This is a genomic window from Desulfopila aestuarii DSM 18488 (genome assembly GCF_900143695.1).
Taxonomy (GTDB): Bacteria; Desulfobacterota; Desulfobulbia; order Desulfobulbales; family Desulfocapsaceae; genus Desulfopila; species Desulfopila aestuarii.
Map to the genome: position 1 here is coordinate 138,929 of NZ_FRFE01000006.1, position 17,772 is coordinate 156,700.

Sequence of the window (17,772 nt, forward strand, 5' to 3'; positions counted from 1 at the left end):
AGCGATCTCGCTTGCACGGAAACATTGTTTCAAATTGGAAAAGCAGGATTTGACTTAGAAGAAAATATCAAAAAAGACAAGTATTATTTTACCTTTCAACGATTATCAGCCGACAAAATCATGCTGTAAATCACATCAACGACACCACTCAGTGGCAGTCCCTGAAAATGTTGCGCACGGAGTAGCAGTCGAACAAACTATGGCAAAAAAAACGGCTTTACCGTTATAGTGTCGCCAGGAAAGAGATGGCCTGACCGGTTATTTCTCCACAGGATGCGCCTCTGCCGCTCTCATGACGAATTGGCCTTCTTCATTCGGCAGAGGCGCCATTTTATTCACACCACGCTTTTGAAGGGTTACCATGTCCTCACCAGCAGCAAAAGACAGAGCCACTGGCAACGAACAGACCGTCTCCAACGAGTCGATTCTGAAAATCGCCAAGGAAATCGCCGTGAAATTCATAGAAGTCGGCCGCATTACCCCGGCATCGTTTGACCGGGACTTCAAAAACATTCACACCACCATCGAAGCAGCTGTCGGGAAAGAACAACAATGATCGAACTTGATCCAGAACGCAATTTTGCCCCAGAAGAACTGAACCACATCCATATCATGGGTATCTGCGGCACAGGCATGGCAGCACTCGCCGGTATGCTGCAGCAACAGGGATACACTATTACCGGCAGCGACAATCACGTCTACCCGCCAATGTCAGATTTTCTTGCCGAACTCGGTATTGCGGTCAGTGACGGATATGGGGCACACAACCTCACCCCACACCCCGATCTCGTCATCGTCGGCAATGTGATCACCCGGGTAAACCCTGAAGCTGTAGCACTGGCAGAACTGGGACTGCCCTATCTGTCATTCCCCCAGGCGCTCGCACAATTTTTTATCTCCTCTCGCAGCTCGCTGGTGGTTGCCGGCACCCACGGCAAGACCACAACCTGCTCTTTGCTGGCGACCGCTCTTTTTCGTGCAGGCCTCGATCCAACCTTCATGATCGGAGGTATCATTAGGGAGTTCGGTGGTAATTTCACGATAGGAGAAGGCAAATATTTTGTCGCTGAAGGCGACGAATACGACACTGCCTTTTTTGACAAGGGTTCCAAATTTCTCCACTACCAGCCAAAAATTGCCGTAATAACTTCGATAGAATTTGACCATGCAGATATCTTTGCCGATCTCGATGCCATCAAACGTTCATTTCGAAAATTTATCGCCCTCATCCCTGAAGACGGTCTCTTAATCGCGAACTTTGACGACGCCAATGTCCGTGAGCTCGCCGCAGCAGCGGTATGTCGCGTCCAGAGCTACGGGTTGTCATCTTCCTGCGACTGGACTATCACTGATATCGCCATGAAAGATGGCCTCACCTTGTTTACTGCGCATTTTCAAGGCAAAGAGCTGGGGCGCCTGTCAGTTAGACTGCCGGGGCGTCATAACTGTCTCAATAGCCTGGCAGTCACAGCGATTATGCACCATCTTGGTGTTGCGGTGAGTACGATCAGCGAAGGCCTTTCGACTTTTGGCGGGGTAAAACGGCGTCAGGAAGTGCGCGGCATCGAAAATGGCGTCACCGTCATCGACGACTTTGCCCACCATCCTACCGCCGTCAAAGAAACTCTGGATGCACTGCGCATGGCTTATCCGGATCAGAGGCTGGTTGTGGTATTTGAACCTCGCACCAACACCTCGCGCAGATCTGTCTTTCAAGAAGAATACACTCGTGTATTCGATCAGGGCGACCATATCGTTCTACGCGAACCGGTGCCGCTGGCCAACGTGGAAGAGGACAACCAATTTTCGTCCTTAAGACTGGCCGAAGACCTGAAAGTGCAGCGTAATCTGAAGGCGTACGCCTTCAAAGATACCGATGAGATTCTCGCTCATCTCGACATGGAGCTGAAAAGTGGCGATGTCGTCGCCATCCTCTCCAACGGCGGCTTTGACAACATCCACACCCGGTTACTGGCTCAACTGAAAACGCACTCCCCTTTCACTTGAGTACGCTTAAAAGGTGAAAAGCACCAGCTTTACAACGAAAAGAGGGGTAATCCTTAAGCAGGATTACCCCTCTTTTGCATTCTCTTTGCAATCAACACGTGGCGCGGCGCTTCTACCGTATCAGCCCGCCAAGCCTCTCCCGCAATTCACCAAGCAGCGCGCTATAATCTGTTGTTGTGTCCATCGCCTTCCCTTTCTGCTCAAGCTCAAACGCGATATCGACACAGTCGTTGATGCCAAGGTTCAATAAAGCCCCTTTCATTGTATGACCCGCACGACCAAGCGCGATCAAATCTCCTGACCGAAAAGCCACATCGAGTTTATCCATATGCGACACAAGAGCACCGATAAAATTCGGCAGCATTTCAGATATCTGTTCCCGTGGTAAATGAAATTTTTCCACCAGATATTCTTGAATCTGCTCTATCCGCTCTTCTTTTGGTATTGCCATACAACCTGTGTTCCATTCAGCTGTTGCCATAAAATCCCGCCCCACTCACAGGTCAGTTCGGCATCAAAAATTCACGCAAATGCGCTTCTACCCGTTCCCGCAGAATCGGCTTGATCAGGTATGCTTGACACTGACCGCAGGTAAAGGCATTCATGATATTCTGTGCATCATCAAGGGCGGTGGTCATGAAGACAATTGTGCTTTTATCCTTGGCAATCTTCCGGTCATGTTCCATCCGTCTTAGGGTGTTCAGTACTGTATGTCCGTCCGCCTCCGGCATCATGATATCCAGACACACCAGATCGTATCGTTCATTTTTATCAAATGAACGCTCCAGCTTCTCTATCGCCTCCCTGCCATTGACTGCAAGATCACATGTTGCATAAGGCGAAATGAACTCCGATAGGAGATTGCGGCTTAAAAAATCGTCTTCAACAATGAGAGCTTTCAATTTTTTTTCCACCAGAGTCCTTCTTTATTCGATAAATTGATCGCAGTATCGCACAACTCCAAAGAGTCGACAGCACCGCTATAAATAGAAACAACCTTCATGATTGTACAACAGAAAATCTTGGATGATGCGATGGTTGCAATTCCACGTTGTGCTGCGTATAGATATACAATTCATTTTACAGAATCAAAGAAAAAGCGCATCCTTTTTTTGCTCAACGTCACTCAGGGATTCCGGTGCACGATCTAGTCCACAAAATAGTCAGGAACATCCACACTCACCAACTCCTACAACGTGGAGATAAGGTTATCATTGCAACTTCAGGGGGCGTCGACTCGACGGCTCTCCTGCATATCCTGGCAAGCAGTGAGCTTGACCTGAATATCACCGCAGTCTATGTCGATCACGGCCTGCGGCCAGAGGAAGCGAATAACGAGAAGCACTTCACCCTGGATATCGCCAGAAAACTTGGTGTTTCCCACCGTTCTGTCGCTGTTGATGTATACGGATTACAAAAAAAACAGAGCTTCTCTCTTGAGGAGGCTGCCAGAATCCTTCGCTACCGGGCACTCGAAAAGATCCGCGACGAGCTCAAAGCTGAGGAGATTGCAGTCGCACACACCGCTGGCGACCAGGTCGAAGAGTTTCTCATTCGCATGATTCGCGGTTCCGGATTAAAAGGGCTAAGTGGCATGCGCTACAGACAAGGTCATATCATTCGACCACTTCTGGATATATCGCGGGACAGTCTGCTCGAGTACCTTCACCAACACAACCTGGACTCCTGCCACGATTCCTCAAACGACGACAGAAGGTTTTTGCGCAACCGGATACGGCTCGATCTACTACCCGAACTGGAAGCACGATATAATCCGGCTATCCGTACAAACATTTTACAAACCACTGCTATCCTTGCCCAGGAAGAAGCCTTTCTGGAAGATATAGCCCGTGACCACTTGAATAATCTCTGTACCATCATTGCCGCAACCACGCCTGGCGAACTACCAACATCCATCAGCTGCCAGCGAGTCCCGTTTCATGATCTCCACCCGGCCATGCAGCGCCGGATGATTGAATCAATCTGCTGGAAAATGGGAAGCAGGCCATCTTTTCGACAAATCCTGCAGATGGTCAAGCTCGTCGCAACGGGTAGACCCGGTTCAAAATTTCATTTGCAATCAGGGCTCCGCCTGCTGCTTGATGGAGAGACCGCTCACTTTTCCCACCCTCAGGGCCGAAAGCCAATCCGGGGTGAAAAACCTGGGCCGCAACAGTTTGAAAAGGTTATCGCCACAACCGGAATCTATGAATTTCGGGAATTGCACTACGAGTTGGACGTGAAGAGAATCGCCAGAAAGAACCTCTCCCACGACCTTGACGATCAGCCAGAAGGGACAATCGCTGTCGACGCCGATCTCGCCCATTTCCCACTATTGGCGCGCCCACCGCTGCCCGGTGAAACCATGTGCCCGCTTGGCGCACCAGGGAAGAAAAAAATCGCTCGTATCTTCAGTGACCTGAAAATACCAGCTGACAGCCGCCAACATTACCCGCTAGTTTTGAAAGACAATGAGCCGGCGGCAATTCTCGGCCTGAAAATCGCCGACCGGTACAAGATAACCGACGAGACAACAGCCGTGCTGTTGCTCACTTGGAAAAGGATCGAAACAAAAACGGAATAAACTTCAGCCTTTCTTTCGCAGAACCCTTGCATCACCAACCCTGATGGTGAGCTTTATCCTATCCAGGTATTCGAGAATAGGGATAGAGAATTTCCGGGTCAGGCCAGTCAAGTTTTTAAAGCCGGGCGCATCTATCTCGCCCTTGCTCTGCATTTCAGCCACAACCTTTGCCACCAGGTCATCTATCAATTTCCGCTCGTAGTAAAGCGTTTCACTGATTTTCACCAGCTTCGCCTCACGCAGCAGCAGATCAAGCACCCCTTTCAACATCTTTTCGGAATACTCGCTGAAGTGATCCATGGTCTCACGTACAGTGGGAGTTGACAGCCCTTTGCTCTCGTACCAGCTTAGCAGCTCCCGCTGCAGTTCCTCTTCATCGGCTTTCAACGCTACTTCGTGTGAAGCAAGACGGAGCATCGACTCTTCCTGCACGACCTCGCCTTTTCGCAGCAGCTCATTGAGGCAGTAGGCAAACACCTTCTGGTCGATAACCTTGCCGATGGAAAGCCGGAGCTCCTCGCGAACGAGACCCGTCAGAAGCGGATTACTCTTATGGTACTTTGCCAGGTAATTGAGCATCTCCTTTTTCGTCTTTTCTGCTATCTCGACATCCACATAGCGTTGAGAAGCCGAATCGACCACGACCATCTTCTTGGTTGAAAGCGGATCGTTGAGAGCCTTTTTCAGGTGCTTACCGAACAGCCCAAGCCGAATGGCGAGATCATCGAACGTCAGCCCCCGGGCACCACTCTCTTTTAAAAAGGCGAGAGTCCGTTCCTCGATGGATCCCTCGAGAAAGACCTGGAATATCTTACTATTGTAGGCGCGGTCTGACTCGGTCAGCCGTTTACGTTTCCTAGGCGAGACATTACCAAGCACCCGCCCGCCACCAATGGTTGCCACCGGCGAATAACTGCGGATAACAAAATGATCATCTGGCCACACCGCCACCGGGCTTTCCAGAAGCAACTGTACACCTGCCTCCTGGCCAGGTTCGAGCTCATCACGGTCCAGCAGGGACACCCTGCCGATGATTTCAGCAGTACCCAGGTGAACCCGAACTCGCTTACGATGTGCCAACGCTTTGGCATTGGAGCCCAGGTAGAGGAGCTGGCAATCCAGCATGTAGTTGGGCTGCAATGAATTGGGAGTGGCCAGCACCATACCTCGTTCGATATCATGCGTGTCAACGCCCTGCATATTGATGGCGGTACGATGTCCCGCCTCAACAGTCTCTACCGACTGGGAATGGACCTGAATGCCACGTACCTTGGCCACGGTATCGCCAGGATAGAACTGCAGTTCTTCCCCGATGGTTGTGCGACCGGAAATCGAGGTGCCTGTAACGACTGCGCCAAATCCTTTCATGGCAAAAACCCGATCCACCGGCAAGCGAAACGGCCCAAACGCCTCTTGGAAATTGTGCTGACGCACAAATTCATCAAGGGTTTTCCGTACCTCGTCTATCCCCTCCCCGGTAATGGAGGAGACGGGAATAATCGGTGCTTCCTCAAGAAATGAGCCTTCACAGAATTCATGGATCTCGTCCTGCACCATTTCCAGCCAGTCCTCATCCACCATATCCTTTTTGGTGAGGACAACCATTCCCTGCTTGACCCCCAACAAACGGCAGATCTCAAAATGCTCGACGGTCTGGGGCATGATACCTTCGTCAGCGGCAATAATAAACGCCACCATGTCCATACCGGTGACACCTGCTACCATGTTTTTCACAAACTTCTCATGGCCGGGAACATCGACGATACCGAGTCGATGCCCGCAGGGCAGATCGAGGTGGGCAAAACCAAGTTCAATGGTAATCCCGCGTTTTTTTTCCTCTTTGAGGCGGTCTGTCTCAATACCGGTCAGGGCACGGATCAGGCTGGTTTTGCCATGATCTACATGGCCGGCTGTGCCAAGAACTATTTCACGCATGTGGTAGTAACAGGAAAAGGTTCATTCATTACAGAAACGGATTGGTGCGTTTCTCTTCACCGATTGTCGATCGGTTTCCGCCATAGCCGTGACCGGGCCAGACCACAGTGTCGTCGGGGAGCACCAGCAAACGATTATGAATTGAAGCAATCAACTCTTTTTGCGACCCACCCGGGAAATCGGTGCGGCCCAGTCCACCGGCAAAGAGCGTATCACCGGTTATAAGATGCATGCCATTCAACAGACAGACACCACCCGGTGTATGCCCGGGAGTATGGATAACCTGCAGCTCCTCATTGCCAATTTTGATCAGGTCGTTGTCCTCGACCTTTATATCGGCAGGCGGAGAAGCCTCAAGACCGAGCATCGAGAAATATTTAGCCACTTCTGTTCTGCCGAAAAAGTCTGCATCAGCCTGATGCATGATGATCTTGGCACCTGTGGCCTCTTGCAGCTCCCGGTTACCACAGACATGATCCGGGTGACCGTGGGTGGCAATGATATATTCGACCTCTAAACCACTCTGTTCAACGGCGGCGAGAATGCGACGCACATCACCACCAGGATCGACAACTGCGGCCTTCTTTGTTTCCGGGCAGCTGACGATATAGCAACATACCCCCATAGAACCTACCGTAATCTGCTGTACCTGTATCACGCTCTCCTACCTCGTTGTACTATGGTTTATCTCTAACATCCTGCCCGGATCTCCGCTCAGGATGTTTTCTCTTTGAAAAGGCCGGTTAGTATGCAACCGGACAAATTCTTTCTTATTTAGAGGAGCAAGCACAGCCACCGGTGCTGGCCATCGGTAAAGTGATTGGCGCAGCCACAGGAGGCAGTCGCTTCTCAATAGAGCTCACAACCTTGGAGAATGCCAGGATTGCTGGACTGTCGCCTTCTGAGGAAAGATACGGAATACCTTCATCGCCGGCCATAACAATCTTCGGGTCCATGGGTACCCGGCCAAGAAACGGCAATTCGAATTCACGGGCCACCTCTTCACCACCGCCGGACTTGAAGATCTCAACAGTCTCATTACAGTTCGGACAAACAAACCCTGCCATATTTTCAACAACCCCAACGATATCCACCTTCACTACCCGGCAGAAATTGATCGACTTGCGGACATCGGCAAGTGCTACTTTCTGAGGTGTAGTCACCACCACGGCCTTGACGTTGGGAATGGTCTGGGCCACAGAAAGCGGTTCGTCGCCGGTCCCTGGAGGCGCGTCGATCACGAGATAATCGAGCTCCCCCCAATCCATGTCTGAAACGAACTGACGAATGGCCTGAATTTTCAAGGGTCCGCGCCAAATAACGGCTTCATCACGATCTTTCATCATATATTCGAGCGACACCACCTTCAGGTTATCGCTGTATTCAAGCGGCGGTATCAACGAGTTTTTACTCTGTGGCGGGGTAAGGTTGCCTTTGAGGTTCAGCATCCTGATAACATCGGGCCCATGCAGGTCAACATCCATCAGGCCGACCTTATGGCCGCGATTGGCAAGTGCCAGTGCAAGATTCACCGCCACCGTCGATTTACCAACACCACCCTTACCGCTCATCACCAGGATCTTGTTTTTAATCTTCCCAAGAGACATGGTGATAGCGTTCTGCTGCTGGGCAGCAGCCGCCTGCTGCGCTTCCTTGGTGGAGCAGCTACTTTTTGCACTACTGGAACATGAACTTCCACATGAATCTGCCATTGCACTTCCTCCGAATATGTCAGGACCGCCTATTACCTTTGTTTGTATCATCTTTCATGAAAGGCGGGGACAATAGGATTGTGTCGACGCACATTTCAAAGTGGAATGTTCACTTCGGGGAAAGATAAAAAAACGCGTGTGTTTCAAGCAGCCTGCAATTGTATATTGATATAATGCCGGATCACAAAAACGTTTATTCCGGCCCCGTTCTTAAGGCCACCTCTACAGTAATGCCGTTGACCGGAAATGCAAATGAATTCCTGCACCCCTGTCATGTTCAACAACCTCCATTTTGATACTGCCGGATCTGGCCAGCTGTCGGCGGGGCCTCTTTTTGTTGCGTAAATCGAGTGCACTCCGTATTATGCAAGGTTGCTTTACGCGAACAATTTACGATCCATTCACGAATCCATTCCCACAATCCTGCAGGAGCATCCATGCTAGGCTGGTTTAAAAAGAAATTCGGAAAAAAGGACGCTGACGAGCCCCAGGATCCCGCCGACCTGAAGATCCCGGTAGCCCCTCGGCCCATACCCACTCAACCTCAACCACCTGAGGAAGAGGATATAGTCTCACAGGAGGAACCAGTTCTGCCTCCAGAGGCGCAGCAACCCGAGCCAGCACTGGATGTCACCACCGTTGAGTCGCCCACGGCACTTCCGGTTCAAGATGACGAACATGATGCTTTTCCAGCTGAGGAAATCATCGTCGAAGAAACAGTTCAGGAGCCAGAACCTGTTGCGCTCGAAGAAGAACCTGAAACGGCTGAACTCGAAGAAAAGCCCTCCCCTGTCATCGCCGATGTAATAGAAGAGGTTTCCGAACCTGAACTGCCTTTAGAGGAACCAGAACAGGACGAAGTTATCGAATTCACTGATACTGCGATTGAAGAAACTGTTGAAGAAACGGATGCAGTAGAAAGAACAGAGCCTTCAGAGACAATATCAATCATTGAAGAAGAGGCTGTCGAGTCTTTATCTCCTGAACTTGACATTGAAGAAGAGGTAATCGAGTCGAGTTCTCCTGAACCCGCCATCGAAGACGAAGTCGACGAGATGGATGGCTCTGCTATTGTAGAGAATCTCGAAGAAGATATTGACGACCTGGAAGACCTGTCACTCCTTTCAGAAACAGCGACAGAGGAAGAGGCTGTAGCCACCCCATCGCCACAGGAAGCAACAGCAGCAGCACTGGTTGCAGAAAAGAAAAGTGCCCAGAAGAAGAAATCGTTTCTCACTCGACTCGCTGAAAGACTCTCCCGCACCAGAGAAACCTTTACCTATCAACTTGACACGCTCTTCTTAGGCAAAAAAGAGATTGATGCGAAACTCCTCGACGACCTTGAAGAGCTGCTTATCACCGCAGATCTTGGGCTTAACGTCACTCAGGAAGTTCTCGATCACGCCAGAAGAAAGCTGAAACGCAAGGAACTCTCAGATCCAAACTCACTAAAGCTTGCCTTAAAAGAAAAGCTCAAATCTTTTATTCTCGAATATCAGGAAGACGCGACTCTGGTCATGCCGGATGAAGGTCCTTTTGTGATCATGGTGGTAGGGGTGAACGGAGTCGGCAAAACAACGACTATCGGCAAGATCGCCCATAAATTTCTTCGCGCCGACCAGTCGGTACTCCTCGTTGCTGCCGACACCTTCCGGGCTGCTGCCGTGTCTCAGTTGAAAATCTGGGGTGAGCGCAACAATGTCCAGGTCATCTCTAAAGAAGAAGGGGCAGATCCCTCAGCCGTGGTCTATGATGGTATCGCCCACGCAAAAGCCAAAGGCTATGACGTGGTGTTGGTCGACACCGCAGGCAGGCTCCACACCCAGGCCAACCTGATGGAAGAGCTCAAGAAGATCAAACGGGTCATGGCCAAGCAACTGGATGGCGCGCCGCACGAGGTGATGCTCGTTATCGACGCCACCACCGGTCAGAACGGCATATCTCAGGCCAAACTTTTCAACGAGGCGGTGACGCTTTCCGGCATCACCCTAACCAAACTTGACGGCACTGCCAAGGGTGGTATCGTCATCAACATCTGCAGGGAGTTGAAACTCCCCATCCGCTTCATCGGGGTTGGCGAGCAGCTTGATGACCTGCGCGACTTCGATCCGGACGAGTTCATCGAGGCACTGTTCCACAGTGCTGATGCAACCCAGCAATAGAGGAATTTTTCCATGCAATATCGACGTCAGGAACAACCGGGATGCGGCGGCTGTCTGCTTGTAGTGCTCCTTATCATTTTTGTCACCGGTGGCGCCCCGGCCCTTATCAACTTTATGGGTGCGCTCATCTTCTCCGGCTTTGCAGGAATACTGCTGTTGATGGCAATGTTCTGGGGTTTTTCCTACTGGATCCAGAAACGGGTTGCCACCTACGAGCAGTCACAGTCAGAGAGTCATAACCGTTTTGTCTGGTTGCTGGTCCAGATCCTCATGCATATCGCCAGAATCGATGGCGAAGTCACCCGCGATGAGGTTCAGACCATCCAGAGGTTTTTCCAGCATAACCTGCGCTACTCTCAAACCCAGATGATGTGGGTCAAGGAGCTGATCAAGGAAGCAACAAACTCCACCGTCACCCTGGAATCACTGTTGATGGAGTTTAAGAACACCTTTGCCTACGAACCACGGTTAATTCTCCTGGAACTCGTCTACCAGGTGCTCTATACCAAAACAACCGTACCGGAAAATGAACTGCGCATTGCCCGTAATATTGCCAGTTATCTTGATATCACTGCTTACGACCAACGGACCATTGAGGCCCGTTATCAATATCGCAACCGTCAGGAAACCGCCAGGACTGTCGATCGGGCTGCCCAGTATTATGCTGTGCTCGGCCTTGAGCCCGGTGCCAACGATGAGGAAATTAAAAAAGCATACCGCAAGCTCAGTATGCAGTACCACCCGGACAAGGTTCGACATCTTGGAGACGAGTTTAGAAAGGTTGCCGAAGAAAAGATGAAAGAAATCAACATAGCTTACGACTTCTTTAAAAAGAAATAACCGGGAGACAGGCTAACGATCGACCGTTTCCAGTTCAACAGATCATCAATTACCATATTTTATAAAGATAGCCAGTTACAGCAGAAACAAGGAGAACATACATGTCAATTTCATTGAAGATGCAATCATTTGCTGAAAAATCTTCACTCATTCGCAAAATGTTTGAGGAAGGAATACGGATGAAAGCGCTGCATGGCGCCGAAAACGTCTTTGACTTCAGCATTGGCAACCCTGATATACCGCCCCCACCCCAGTTTTACGAGGTGATGCAAAAGAGGGCCAACGACCGCAGTCCCGGTGTTCACGCCTATATGCCCAATAGTGGTTACCCGTTTGTCCGTCAGGCCATTGCAGCCAGAATGAGCGAGGAGCAGCAGGTTACCGTTGACGCTGACGATATGTTGATGACCTGCGGTGCTGCCGGCGGCATCAATGTGGCAATGAAGTCTATCCTGAACCCGGGCGAAGAGGTCATTCTGCTCCTGCCCTATTTTGTCGACTACCAGTTCTACGTGGACAATCACGGCGGGATCCCAGTGCTGGTCAACACCGATGAGGATTTCAATCTCGATCTGGCCGCCATTGAAGCCGCAATAACGGCCAAAACCAAGGCTATCATCATCAACAGTCCGAATAACCCGACGGGCCAGGTGTACTCTCAGGAGTCTTTAAAGGCACTTGGCAACCTGCTGTTGAAAGCCGGCAAAAAGTTTGGAACCACAATCTATCTTGTTTCTGACGAACCGTATCGAAAGATCATTTTCGATGGTCTTACCGTTCCATCAATTTTCGCAGCCTACGTCAACTCCATTATCGTCTCGAGCTATTCGAAAGACCTCTCTCTGCCAGGCGAACGGATTGGTTACCTGGCAGTGCATCCTGAAATTACCGACAAAAAGCCCTTGCTCACGGCCATGATTATGGCCAACCGCATTCTAGGATTTATCAACGCTCCAGCACTCATGCAACGAGTCGTAGCGGAATTACAGCAGGCTTCAGTGGACAACAGTATTTACGAAAGAAGACGAGAGATTTTCTGTAAAATCCTTCGGGATGCCGGCTACACCTTCAATCCGCCCAAAGGAGCATTCTACATCTTTGTTAAAACCCCAATCCCCGACGATGTAGAGTTCTGCGCCATTCTACAGGAAGAAAAAATCCTTGCCGTTCCGGGTAAAGGCTTTGGGGCACCTGGTTACTTCCGGCTGGCTTTCTGCGTGCCTGAATCAGTCATCAGTGGCTCAGCGAAGGGCTTTGCCAGAGCAATGGGGAAGGTAAAAGATAAGGCATAAGGATAAGAGTCACATTCGATCGAAATAAAAAAGGGAGCCTTTCGGCTCCCTTTTTTTATCGTTTCTTCGGGTTTGATTTTTCTTTGAAAATGAGTTTAATCGGCACCTTATCAAGCCCAAGACCTTCACGGTACTTGTTACTCAGGTAGCGCTGATAGGAAAAATGCACACCCTTGGCACTGTTGGTCATAACCACAAACATCGGTGGACAGGTTCCGATCTGGGAGGTGTAGAAAAACTTGAGACGCTTGTTTTTATATATCGGCGGGTGATGAGCCTCAATGGCGTCTCGTAACAGATTGTTCAATGCCGCTGTCGGAAATTTTGCACGATACTGGCGATCTACTGCGCCAATAACCGGGAACAGACGCTTAACCCCGTACCCAGTCTTAGCGGACACCTTCAAGAGCGGGGCAAAACCAACAAAAGGCAACTGCCTGCCGATCTCCGCAAGAATGTGCTCCTGTTGTTTCTTATCGTGTTCCACCAGGTCCCATTTGTTCACCATGATGATCAGACCGCGGCCGTGATCGAGGGCATAACCGATAACCTTGGTGTCCTGTTCAGTTAATCCTTCCCCTGCATCCAGTAGTATGACCGCCACATCGCATTTTTCTAGTGATGCAAGTGATTTCAAAATACTGAATTTCTCAAGCTTATCTGTGGTTTTGCCTCGCCTCCTGATACCAGCGGTATCGATCAGAAGATAGCTGTAGTTACCATGGGTGAGCAGAGTGTCAACCGAATCGCGGGTAGTCCCGGAAATCTCGGATACCACCATACGCTCCTCGCCAACAATACGGTTGATCATTGACGATTTACCAACATTGGGGCGGCCGAAGAACGCGACCCTGACAGTGCCTTCCGGGAGTTCAGGGCCTGGATCACCGCTGTCAATTTGTTCCGACAACCCATCCATCAAGCTGTTAAAACCGTAATTATGTTCGGCGGACACTGCCCACAGCTTCTCCACCCCGAGTTCCCAAAAGGGAGAGAGGCGTTCTATCTCTTGTTCAGGACTGTCTACTTTATTTACCACATAGAAGATCGGCTTTTCAGTGCGACGCAGGATTTCGACAACCTGGTGGTCAGCCGGAGTTACCCCGTGCTTGCCATCCATGAGAAAGAAGATAATGTCCGCCTCTTCGATTGCAGCCATGGCCTGTTCACGAATGTGATTGACCATGAGATCTTCGGGATTATCGTCAATGCCGCCGGTATCGACCAGCATAAATACCCTGTCTTCCCAGGTCACGCGTTCATAATGACGATCCCTGGTAACGCCTGGGGTTGGATCGACCAAGGCGTTTCGAGATTTGGTAATTCTATTGAACAGGGTTGATTTTCCCACGTTGGGTCGCCCGACAAGGACGACAATGGGACAAGATGTTTGTTTCATATTTTTTTCTTTTCATCCTTTGTTAAAGCAAAGGGTGTATGTAACCGAAGTTGAGATATTTTGCACCTCTTTCCGCCTCGACATGGACGAAAGAGCGATATTTACCCGAGGGACCCTACCAGTTTCAAGGCGTTCTGGGTAACAGATGCAAGTATCGGTAGATGCGGATGACGACATTCCGCACTGAGCCGGTTAAGCGACACCAGTGCTGGAACGATATAGGCACGAAAAAATTGTTTGCCGACAACCGCACTCAGATAGGAAAAAGCACCAAGAATCTGTAGATTGCGTTGAAGCGCCAGAACCTGATACCAGTCATGAAATCTTTCAATATCCGTCTGGAGATAATCAGTCAGCCTATCCAGATAATAGGTGTAAAGCTCCTTTTGAAACGATTCAGGCAACGCAGCGTAAGGATCGAGCAATAACGATGCCAGATCATATCCAAGTGGCCCCAGCCTGCCGCCTTGAAAATCGATCACACGCACCCTGTCGTTTATGATCATCACGTTGCGGGACTGAAAATCACGATGAAGAAAAAAACCGCCTGGTGCCAATGCTGCAGCATCAGCCAACTGCGAGAATTCCTCAGCCAAACCGTCCGGAACCGGTTGCTCCAATAGCCCTTGCCAAAAGGCTCGTAAAAAATATCCGGACTCACGCTCAAGCATCAACTGTCGGTCATAGGACGTGGTATCCCAACACCAGTCAGGGTTGAATCGTTCCCCGCCCTTCACCTGCATCCCAACCAGCACATCAAGAGTCTGGTGATAGAGTTGCCGCAATCGTTTCACCGATTCGGCATCATGCCAATCTGTGGCAATGGCAAAGCTGTGCAGGTGAACCTGACCCAGATCTTCGCAAAGGAGAATACCGTCATCCTGATCGTAGCCATATAGTTCTGGCACCGGTACTTCGCAAGATCTGAGATGTGAGCCGATAGAATAGACGGATCTCGCCTCCTGCAGACATTTCTCTTCATGCTTTTCGGGTGCAACAACGATTGCCTTCCGACCATCTTCGAAAACAAGCCGCCAGAAACGGCGGTTGGAACCATCACCGCCAAGAGTCTCTATAGCGAAGTTGGCACATGTTTCCGGGCCGGTCGTAAATCCCGCCGCTTTCAGCAGATCACGCACCTTGGGATTAACATCTTCAGGCAAAATATTACATGTCATGTTCAATTACCTTCAGCGATTCCAGCTGCCGTCTCGTGCGGGCTTTCTGAAACAAGTAAATCCGCACTGCAATAACCATCCGGGAACTGGACCCCGTCCCATACTACGCATCTGGCAAGGGAAATATCACGACCTGTTGCCGCACCAATGGCACACCAGTCTGTGATGCAGCTCTTCCCGGTCAATCGAGCCTTATCGTCAATCAGGATTCTTTTCTCTGCAGTGCCACATGCGAACTCCTGCCAGCGCGGAATTGACCCATTTAATAGTCCAGCATGCAACTCCAGATAATCTTCCGGTGTTCCCATATCGGTCCAGAAGCACTTATCCACCCGGAAAACCCCAAACTGTACACCATCATTAAGCTTCCGACGGTAATGATCAATGATGCAGGATTCACGACCAACCTCTATCCCATGAAGAATATCTGGTTCGATAACGGAAAGGCCGGTAAAAGCAAGAGGTTGACTGTTTTCATCTTCAGGGCGAAAAGCAACGACCTTGTCATCTGTCACCTGTACCGTGTTGAAACGTGGATAATCATGCATCGCCAGGGTAACCGGAAACTGTGTACTACAATGGGCATCATACAAAGTACGAAAATCGATAGTATGATAGATGTCACCGTTGGTTACCAGCAGTGGTTCATCCCGCATCAAACTGAGGGCTTGGCGTAAGCCGCCACCGGTACCGAGGATCGTCTCTTCCTCCTGGACCACTACCCCGGCCATACCATGCAAACAATCTACGATCTGCCCCCGCAGATGATGGCAGTTCACAATGATATGGCCAAAGCCAAACCGCTGCAACCGACGGATGGTCAGGAGCAGCAGCGGTTCATTTAAAAGAGGAAAGAGAGGCTTCGGTCTCAATCGGGTATGGGGGAGAAGCCGGGTGCCAAACCCTGCCGCCAGAATCATCGCCTGCACAGTACATTCCTTCATTGATTGGCATCTGTCCGGCATTGATCGCCGCCGAGGCAATCAATATGTAAGCGTGCCGTCAGGGTTTTCGGTGACGCCGACCACAACGATACCAGCTCGGTCAGCGGCCCGCATCATCTCCTCACGATCGAAGATCAGTGCCTGTCCAGCCTCAACAGCCAGTACCGCACCTTTCACTTCGGCAAGGGTCTGAATAGTGATAACACCTGTGGCCGGCAGATCAAAGCGAAAGTCCTGGCCGGGTTTCTTGACCTTCACAACCACTGCCTTCTCACGGGCCAGTTTTCCACCTCGTCTGATTGCGGCATCTGTACCCTCGATCGCTTCGACGGCAACCACAGTACAGTTACGAACAACCACACATTGACCGATATCAAGCCGGCCAATGGCCCTGGCATGTTGCCAGCCGAATTCAATGTCGCGCCTCTGCTCTTTCGAAGGCTTCTTTTTCGAGAGCACCCCTTCAGGGAAGAGCAGGTGCTGCAAATACATGGTCGATTCCCGTACCGCGATGTTTTCCTTCTCAAGGGCAGTTGCCACTGCCCTGAGAATGGCATCGTCCTGCTTGGAGTCGATCTTATTCCACAAGGTAAGCGCCTTCAGGTCCGGCATGACATCACGAAAGATCTTGGTCTTGGTAATGGCGCCAAGGAAAACGGTTTCGCCAACCCCCTTCGCCTTAAACCAGGAGATCACCTTACCGAGCTGACCGAGCTTGACCCAGCAGACATCGTCGGCGGCTGACGCTACCCGCTCATCAGTTTCACCCTTATGGGCGATGACCATAACCTTTCTGCCAGCCTTGTGAGCTGCGTCAATAAACAGCAGCGGAAACTGCCCGCCACCGGCAATGATACCTATGTTTTCGTGATCTATCGACATCAGAAACTCAGTCTTCGATCGTTCGTTTAATTACACCCCGCTTGGAATTTTCAAAGAAGGTGATAAGGTTTTCTACTTCCTGACAGTCGGTAACTTCTAACCGTGCCTGCTCAAGAGCATCTTTCAGCAGCAAGTTCGGTGACCTGAAGATAATCTTGAAGGCATTTTCCAGACTATTAATACTCTCCCTTGAAAAACCGTTACGCTTCAACCCGATCTTATTGATACCGGAGATCCGGGTGCGATTTCTGGTCCCTGCAAGAATGACATAGGGCGGCACATCGAGCCCGATACCGGACAGGCCGCCGATATAGCTCAGGGTGCCAATACGACAGAACTGATGTACAGCCACCAAGCCTCCAATCGAGGCCCGATCTCCAACCTCCACGTGTCCAGCCAACGTTGCCACGTTAGCCAGAATTACATGGTTGCCGATTTTGCAATCATGGGCAACATGGGTATAGGCCATGAGCAGGTTGGAGTTGCCGATAACGGTCTTGGCATTGCCATGGGGTGTACCGCGATGGATAGAAGCATATTCGCGGATCTGGTTATCATCACCGATAATAAGTTCAGTCGGCTCGCCCTTATAGCTGAGATCCTGCGGTGCGCCGCCAACACTGGCGAAGGAACCAATCAGGTTCCGCTTGCCAATGGTGGTGGGGCCTGAGATAACGGCATGGGGTTCGACCCTGGTACCGGCGTCAATGCGCACTCCTGCTTCAATTACTGCATACGGGCCAACGACAACCGAACTGTCCAGCTCAGCTTTAGGGTCGACAACCGCTGATGAATGTATCGCCATATTATGTGCCACCAAATGTGATGTATGTTTGT

The 17,772-nt window shown here is 50.5% G+C and carries 16 protein-coding genes; 6 read left to right on the plus strand and 10 right to left on the minus strand.

All coding sequences use genetic code 11. The annotated features are described in order from the left end of the window. The first annotated feature begins 361 nt into the window (after window positions 1–361). Together BUF15_RS08180 and mpl are read left to right on the plus strand one after the other, a co-directional pair. Window positions 362–556, plus strand: coding sequence for a hypothetical protein (locus tag BUF15_RS08180; RefSeq protein ID WP_073612977.1), 195 nt, complete (start codon window positions 362–364; stop codon window positions 554–556). Continuing rightward, window positions 553–2,007 (plus strand): UDP-N-acetylmuramate:L-alanyl-gamma-D-glutamyl-meso-diaminopimelate ligase, encoded by a 1,455-nt coding sequence (gene mpl, locus BUF15_RS08185; RefSeq protein ID WP_073612978.1) that lies wholly within the window; start codon window positions 553–555, stop codon window positions 2,005–2,007. Before BUF15_RS08180 ends, mpl begins: the two co-directional genes overlap by 4 nt. Before the next feature lie 112 nt (window positions 2,008–2,119). On the opposite strand, the gene BUF15_RS08190 is transcribed toward mpl, so the two are convergent. Next, window positions 2,120–2,458 (minus strand): Hpt domain-containing protein, encoded by a 339-nt coding sequence (locus BUF15_RS08190; RefSeq protein ID WP_073612979.1) that lies wholly within the window; start codon window positions 2,456–2,458, stop codon window positions 2,120–2,122. Window positions 2,459–2,510: 52 nt separating this feature from the next. Next, window positions 2,511–2,921 carry a response regulator gene (locus BUF15_RS08195; protein WP_159441253.1) on the minus strand — a complete coding sequence of 137 codons (411 nt, stop codon included), beginning with the start codon at window positions 2,919–2,921 and terminating at the stop codon, window positions 2,511–2,513. Window positions 2,922–3,145: 224 nt separating this feature from the next. Here BUF15_RS08195 and tilS point away from each other — a divergent pair, with 224 nt between their 5' ends. Continuing rightward, complete coding sequence (gene tilS / locus BUF15_RS08200) at window positions 3,146–4,591, plus strand: tRNA lysidine(34) synthetase TilS (protein WP_073612980.1); 1,446 nt, start codon at window positions 3,146–3,148, stop codon at window positions 4,589–4,591. Between the two features lie 3 nt (window positions 4,592–4,594). Here the strand turns inward: tilS and selB are convergent, their stop codons facing one another. The 3 genes from selB to BUF15_RS08215 all read right to left on the minus strand — a co-directional run bounded on the left by selB (window position 4,595) and on the right by BUF15_RS08215 (window position 8,238). Further along, window positions 4,595–6,526 (minus strand): selenocysteine-specific translation elongation factor, encoded by a 1,932-nt coding sequence (gene selB / locus BUF15_RS08205; RefSeq protein ID WP_073612981.1) that lies wholly within the window; start codon window positions 6,524–6,526, stop codon window positions 4,595–4,597. A gap of 28 nt (window positions 6,527–6,554) precedes the next feature. Next, window positions 6,555–7,184 carry an MBL fold metallo-hydrolase gene (locus BUF15_RS08210; RefSeq protein WP_327021857.1) on the minus strand — a complete coding sequence of 210 codons (630 nt, stop codon included), beginning with the start codon at window positions 7,182–7,184 and terminating at the stop codon, window positions 6,555–6,557. Window positions 7,185–7,296: 112 nt separating this feature from the next. Next, a complete protein-coding gene (locus BUF15_RS08215; RefSeq protein WP_073612982.1) occupies window positions 7,297–8,238 on the minus strand; it encodes an Mrp/NBP35 family ATP-binding protein in 942 nt (313 codons plus the stop codon). 437 nt (window positions 8,239–8,675) lie between these two features. On the opposite strand from BUF15_RS08215, the gene ftsY reads away from it, so the two are divergent. The 3 genes from ftsY (at window position 8,676) to BUF15_RS08230 (ending at window position 12,532) form a co-directional block, all read left to right on the plus strand. Further along, window positions 8,676–10,400: a signal recognition particle-docking protein FtsY gene (gene ftsY / locus BUF15_RS08220; protein WP_073612983.1), complete on the plus strand. Its 1,725-nt coding sequence runs from the start codon at window positions 8,676–8,678 to the stop codon at window positions 10,398–10,400. A gap of 12 nt (window positions 10,401–10,412) precedes the next feature. After that, entirely contained in the window at window positions 10,413–11,240 is an 828-nt protein-coding gene (locus BUF15_RS28220) for a DnaJ domain-containing protein (protein ID WP_073612984.1), read from the plus strand. A gap of 101 nt (window positions 11,241–11,341) precedes the next feature. Then, window positions 11,342–12,532, plus strand: coding sequence for a pyridoxal phosphate-dependent aminotransferase (locus BUF15_RS08230; RefSeq protein ID WP_073612985.1), 1,191 nt, complete (start codon window positions 11,342–11,344; stop codon window positions 12,530–12,532). A 55-nt stretch (window positions 12,533–12,587) separates the two neighbouring features. Here BUF15_RS08230 and der read toward each other — a convergent pair whose 3' ends face one another. From der to lpxA, 5 genes are all read right to left on the minus strand, one after another. Beyond that, window positions 12,588–13,931, minus strand: coding sequence for a ribosome biogenesis GTPase Der (der, locus tag BUF15_RS08235; protein ID WP_073612986.1), 1,344 nt, complete (start codon window positions 13,929–13,931; stop codon window positions 12,588–12,590). Between the two features lie 101 nt (window positions 13,932–14,032). Beyond that, window positions 14,033–15,109: an aminoglycoside phosphotransferase family protein gene (locus BUF15_RS08240; protein WP_084553742.1), complete on the minus strand. Its 1,077-nt coding sequence runs from the start codon at window positions 15,107–15,109 to the stop codon at window positions 14,033–14,035. A 2-nt stretch (window positions 15,110–15,111) separates the two neighbouring features. After that, on the minus strand, window positions 15,112–16,053 hold the full coding sequence (locus tag BUF15_RS08245) for a nucleotidyltransferase family protein (protein WP_159441254.1): 942 nt from the start codon (window positions 16,051–16,053) through the stop codon (window positions 15,112–15,114). Window positions 16,054–16,092: 39 nt separating this feature from the next. Continuing rightward, window positions 16,093–16,935 (minus strand): LpxI family protein, encoded by an 843-nt coding sequence (locus tag BUF15_RS08250; RefSeq protein WP_073612988.1) that lies wholly within the window; start codon window positions 16,933–16,935, stop codon window positions 16,093–16,095. Between the two features lie 7 nt (window positions 16,936–16,942). Further along, entirely contained in the window at window positions 16,943–17,740 is a 798-nt protein-coding gene (gene lpxA, locus BUF15_RS08255) for an acyl-ACP--UDP-N-acetylglucosamine O-acyltransferase (RefSeq protein ID WP_073612989.1), read from the minus strand. Window positions 17,741–17,772 lie beyond the last annotated feature (32 nt).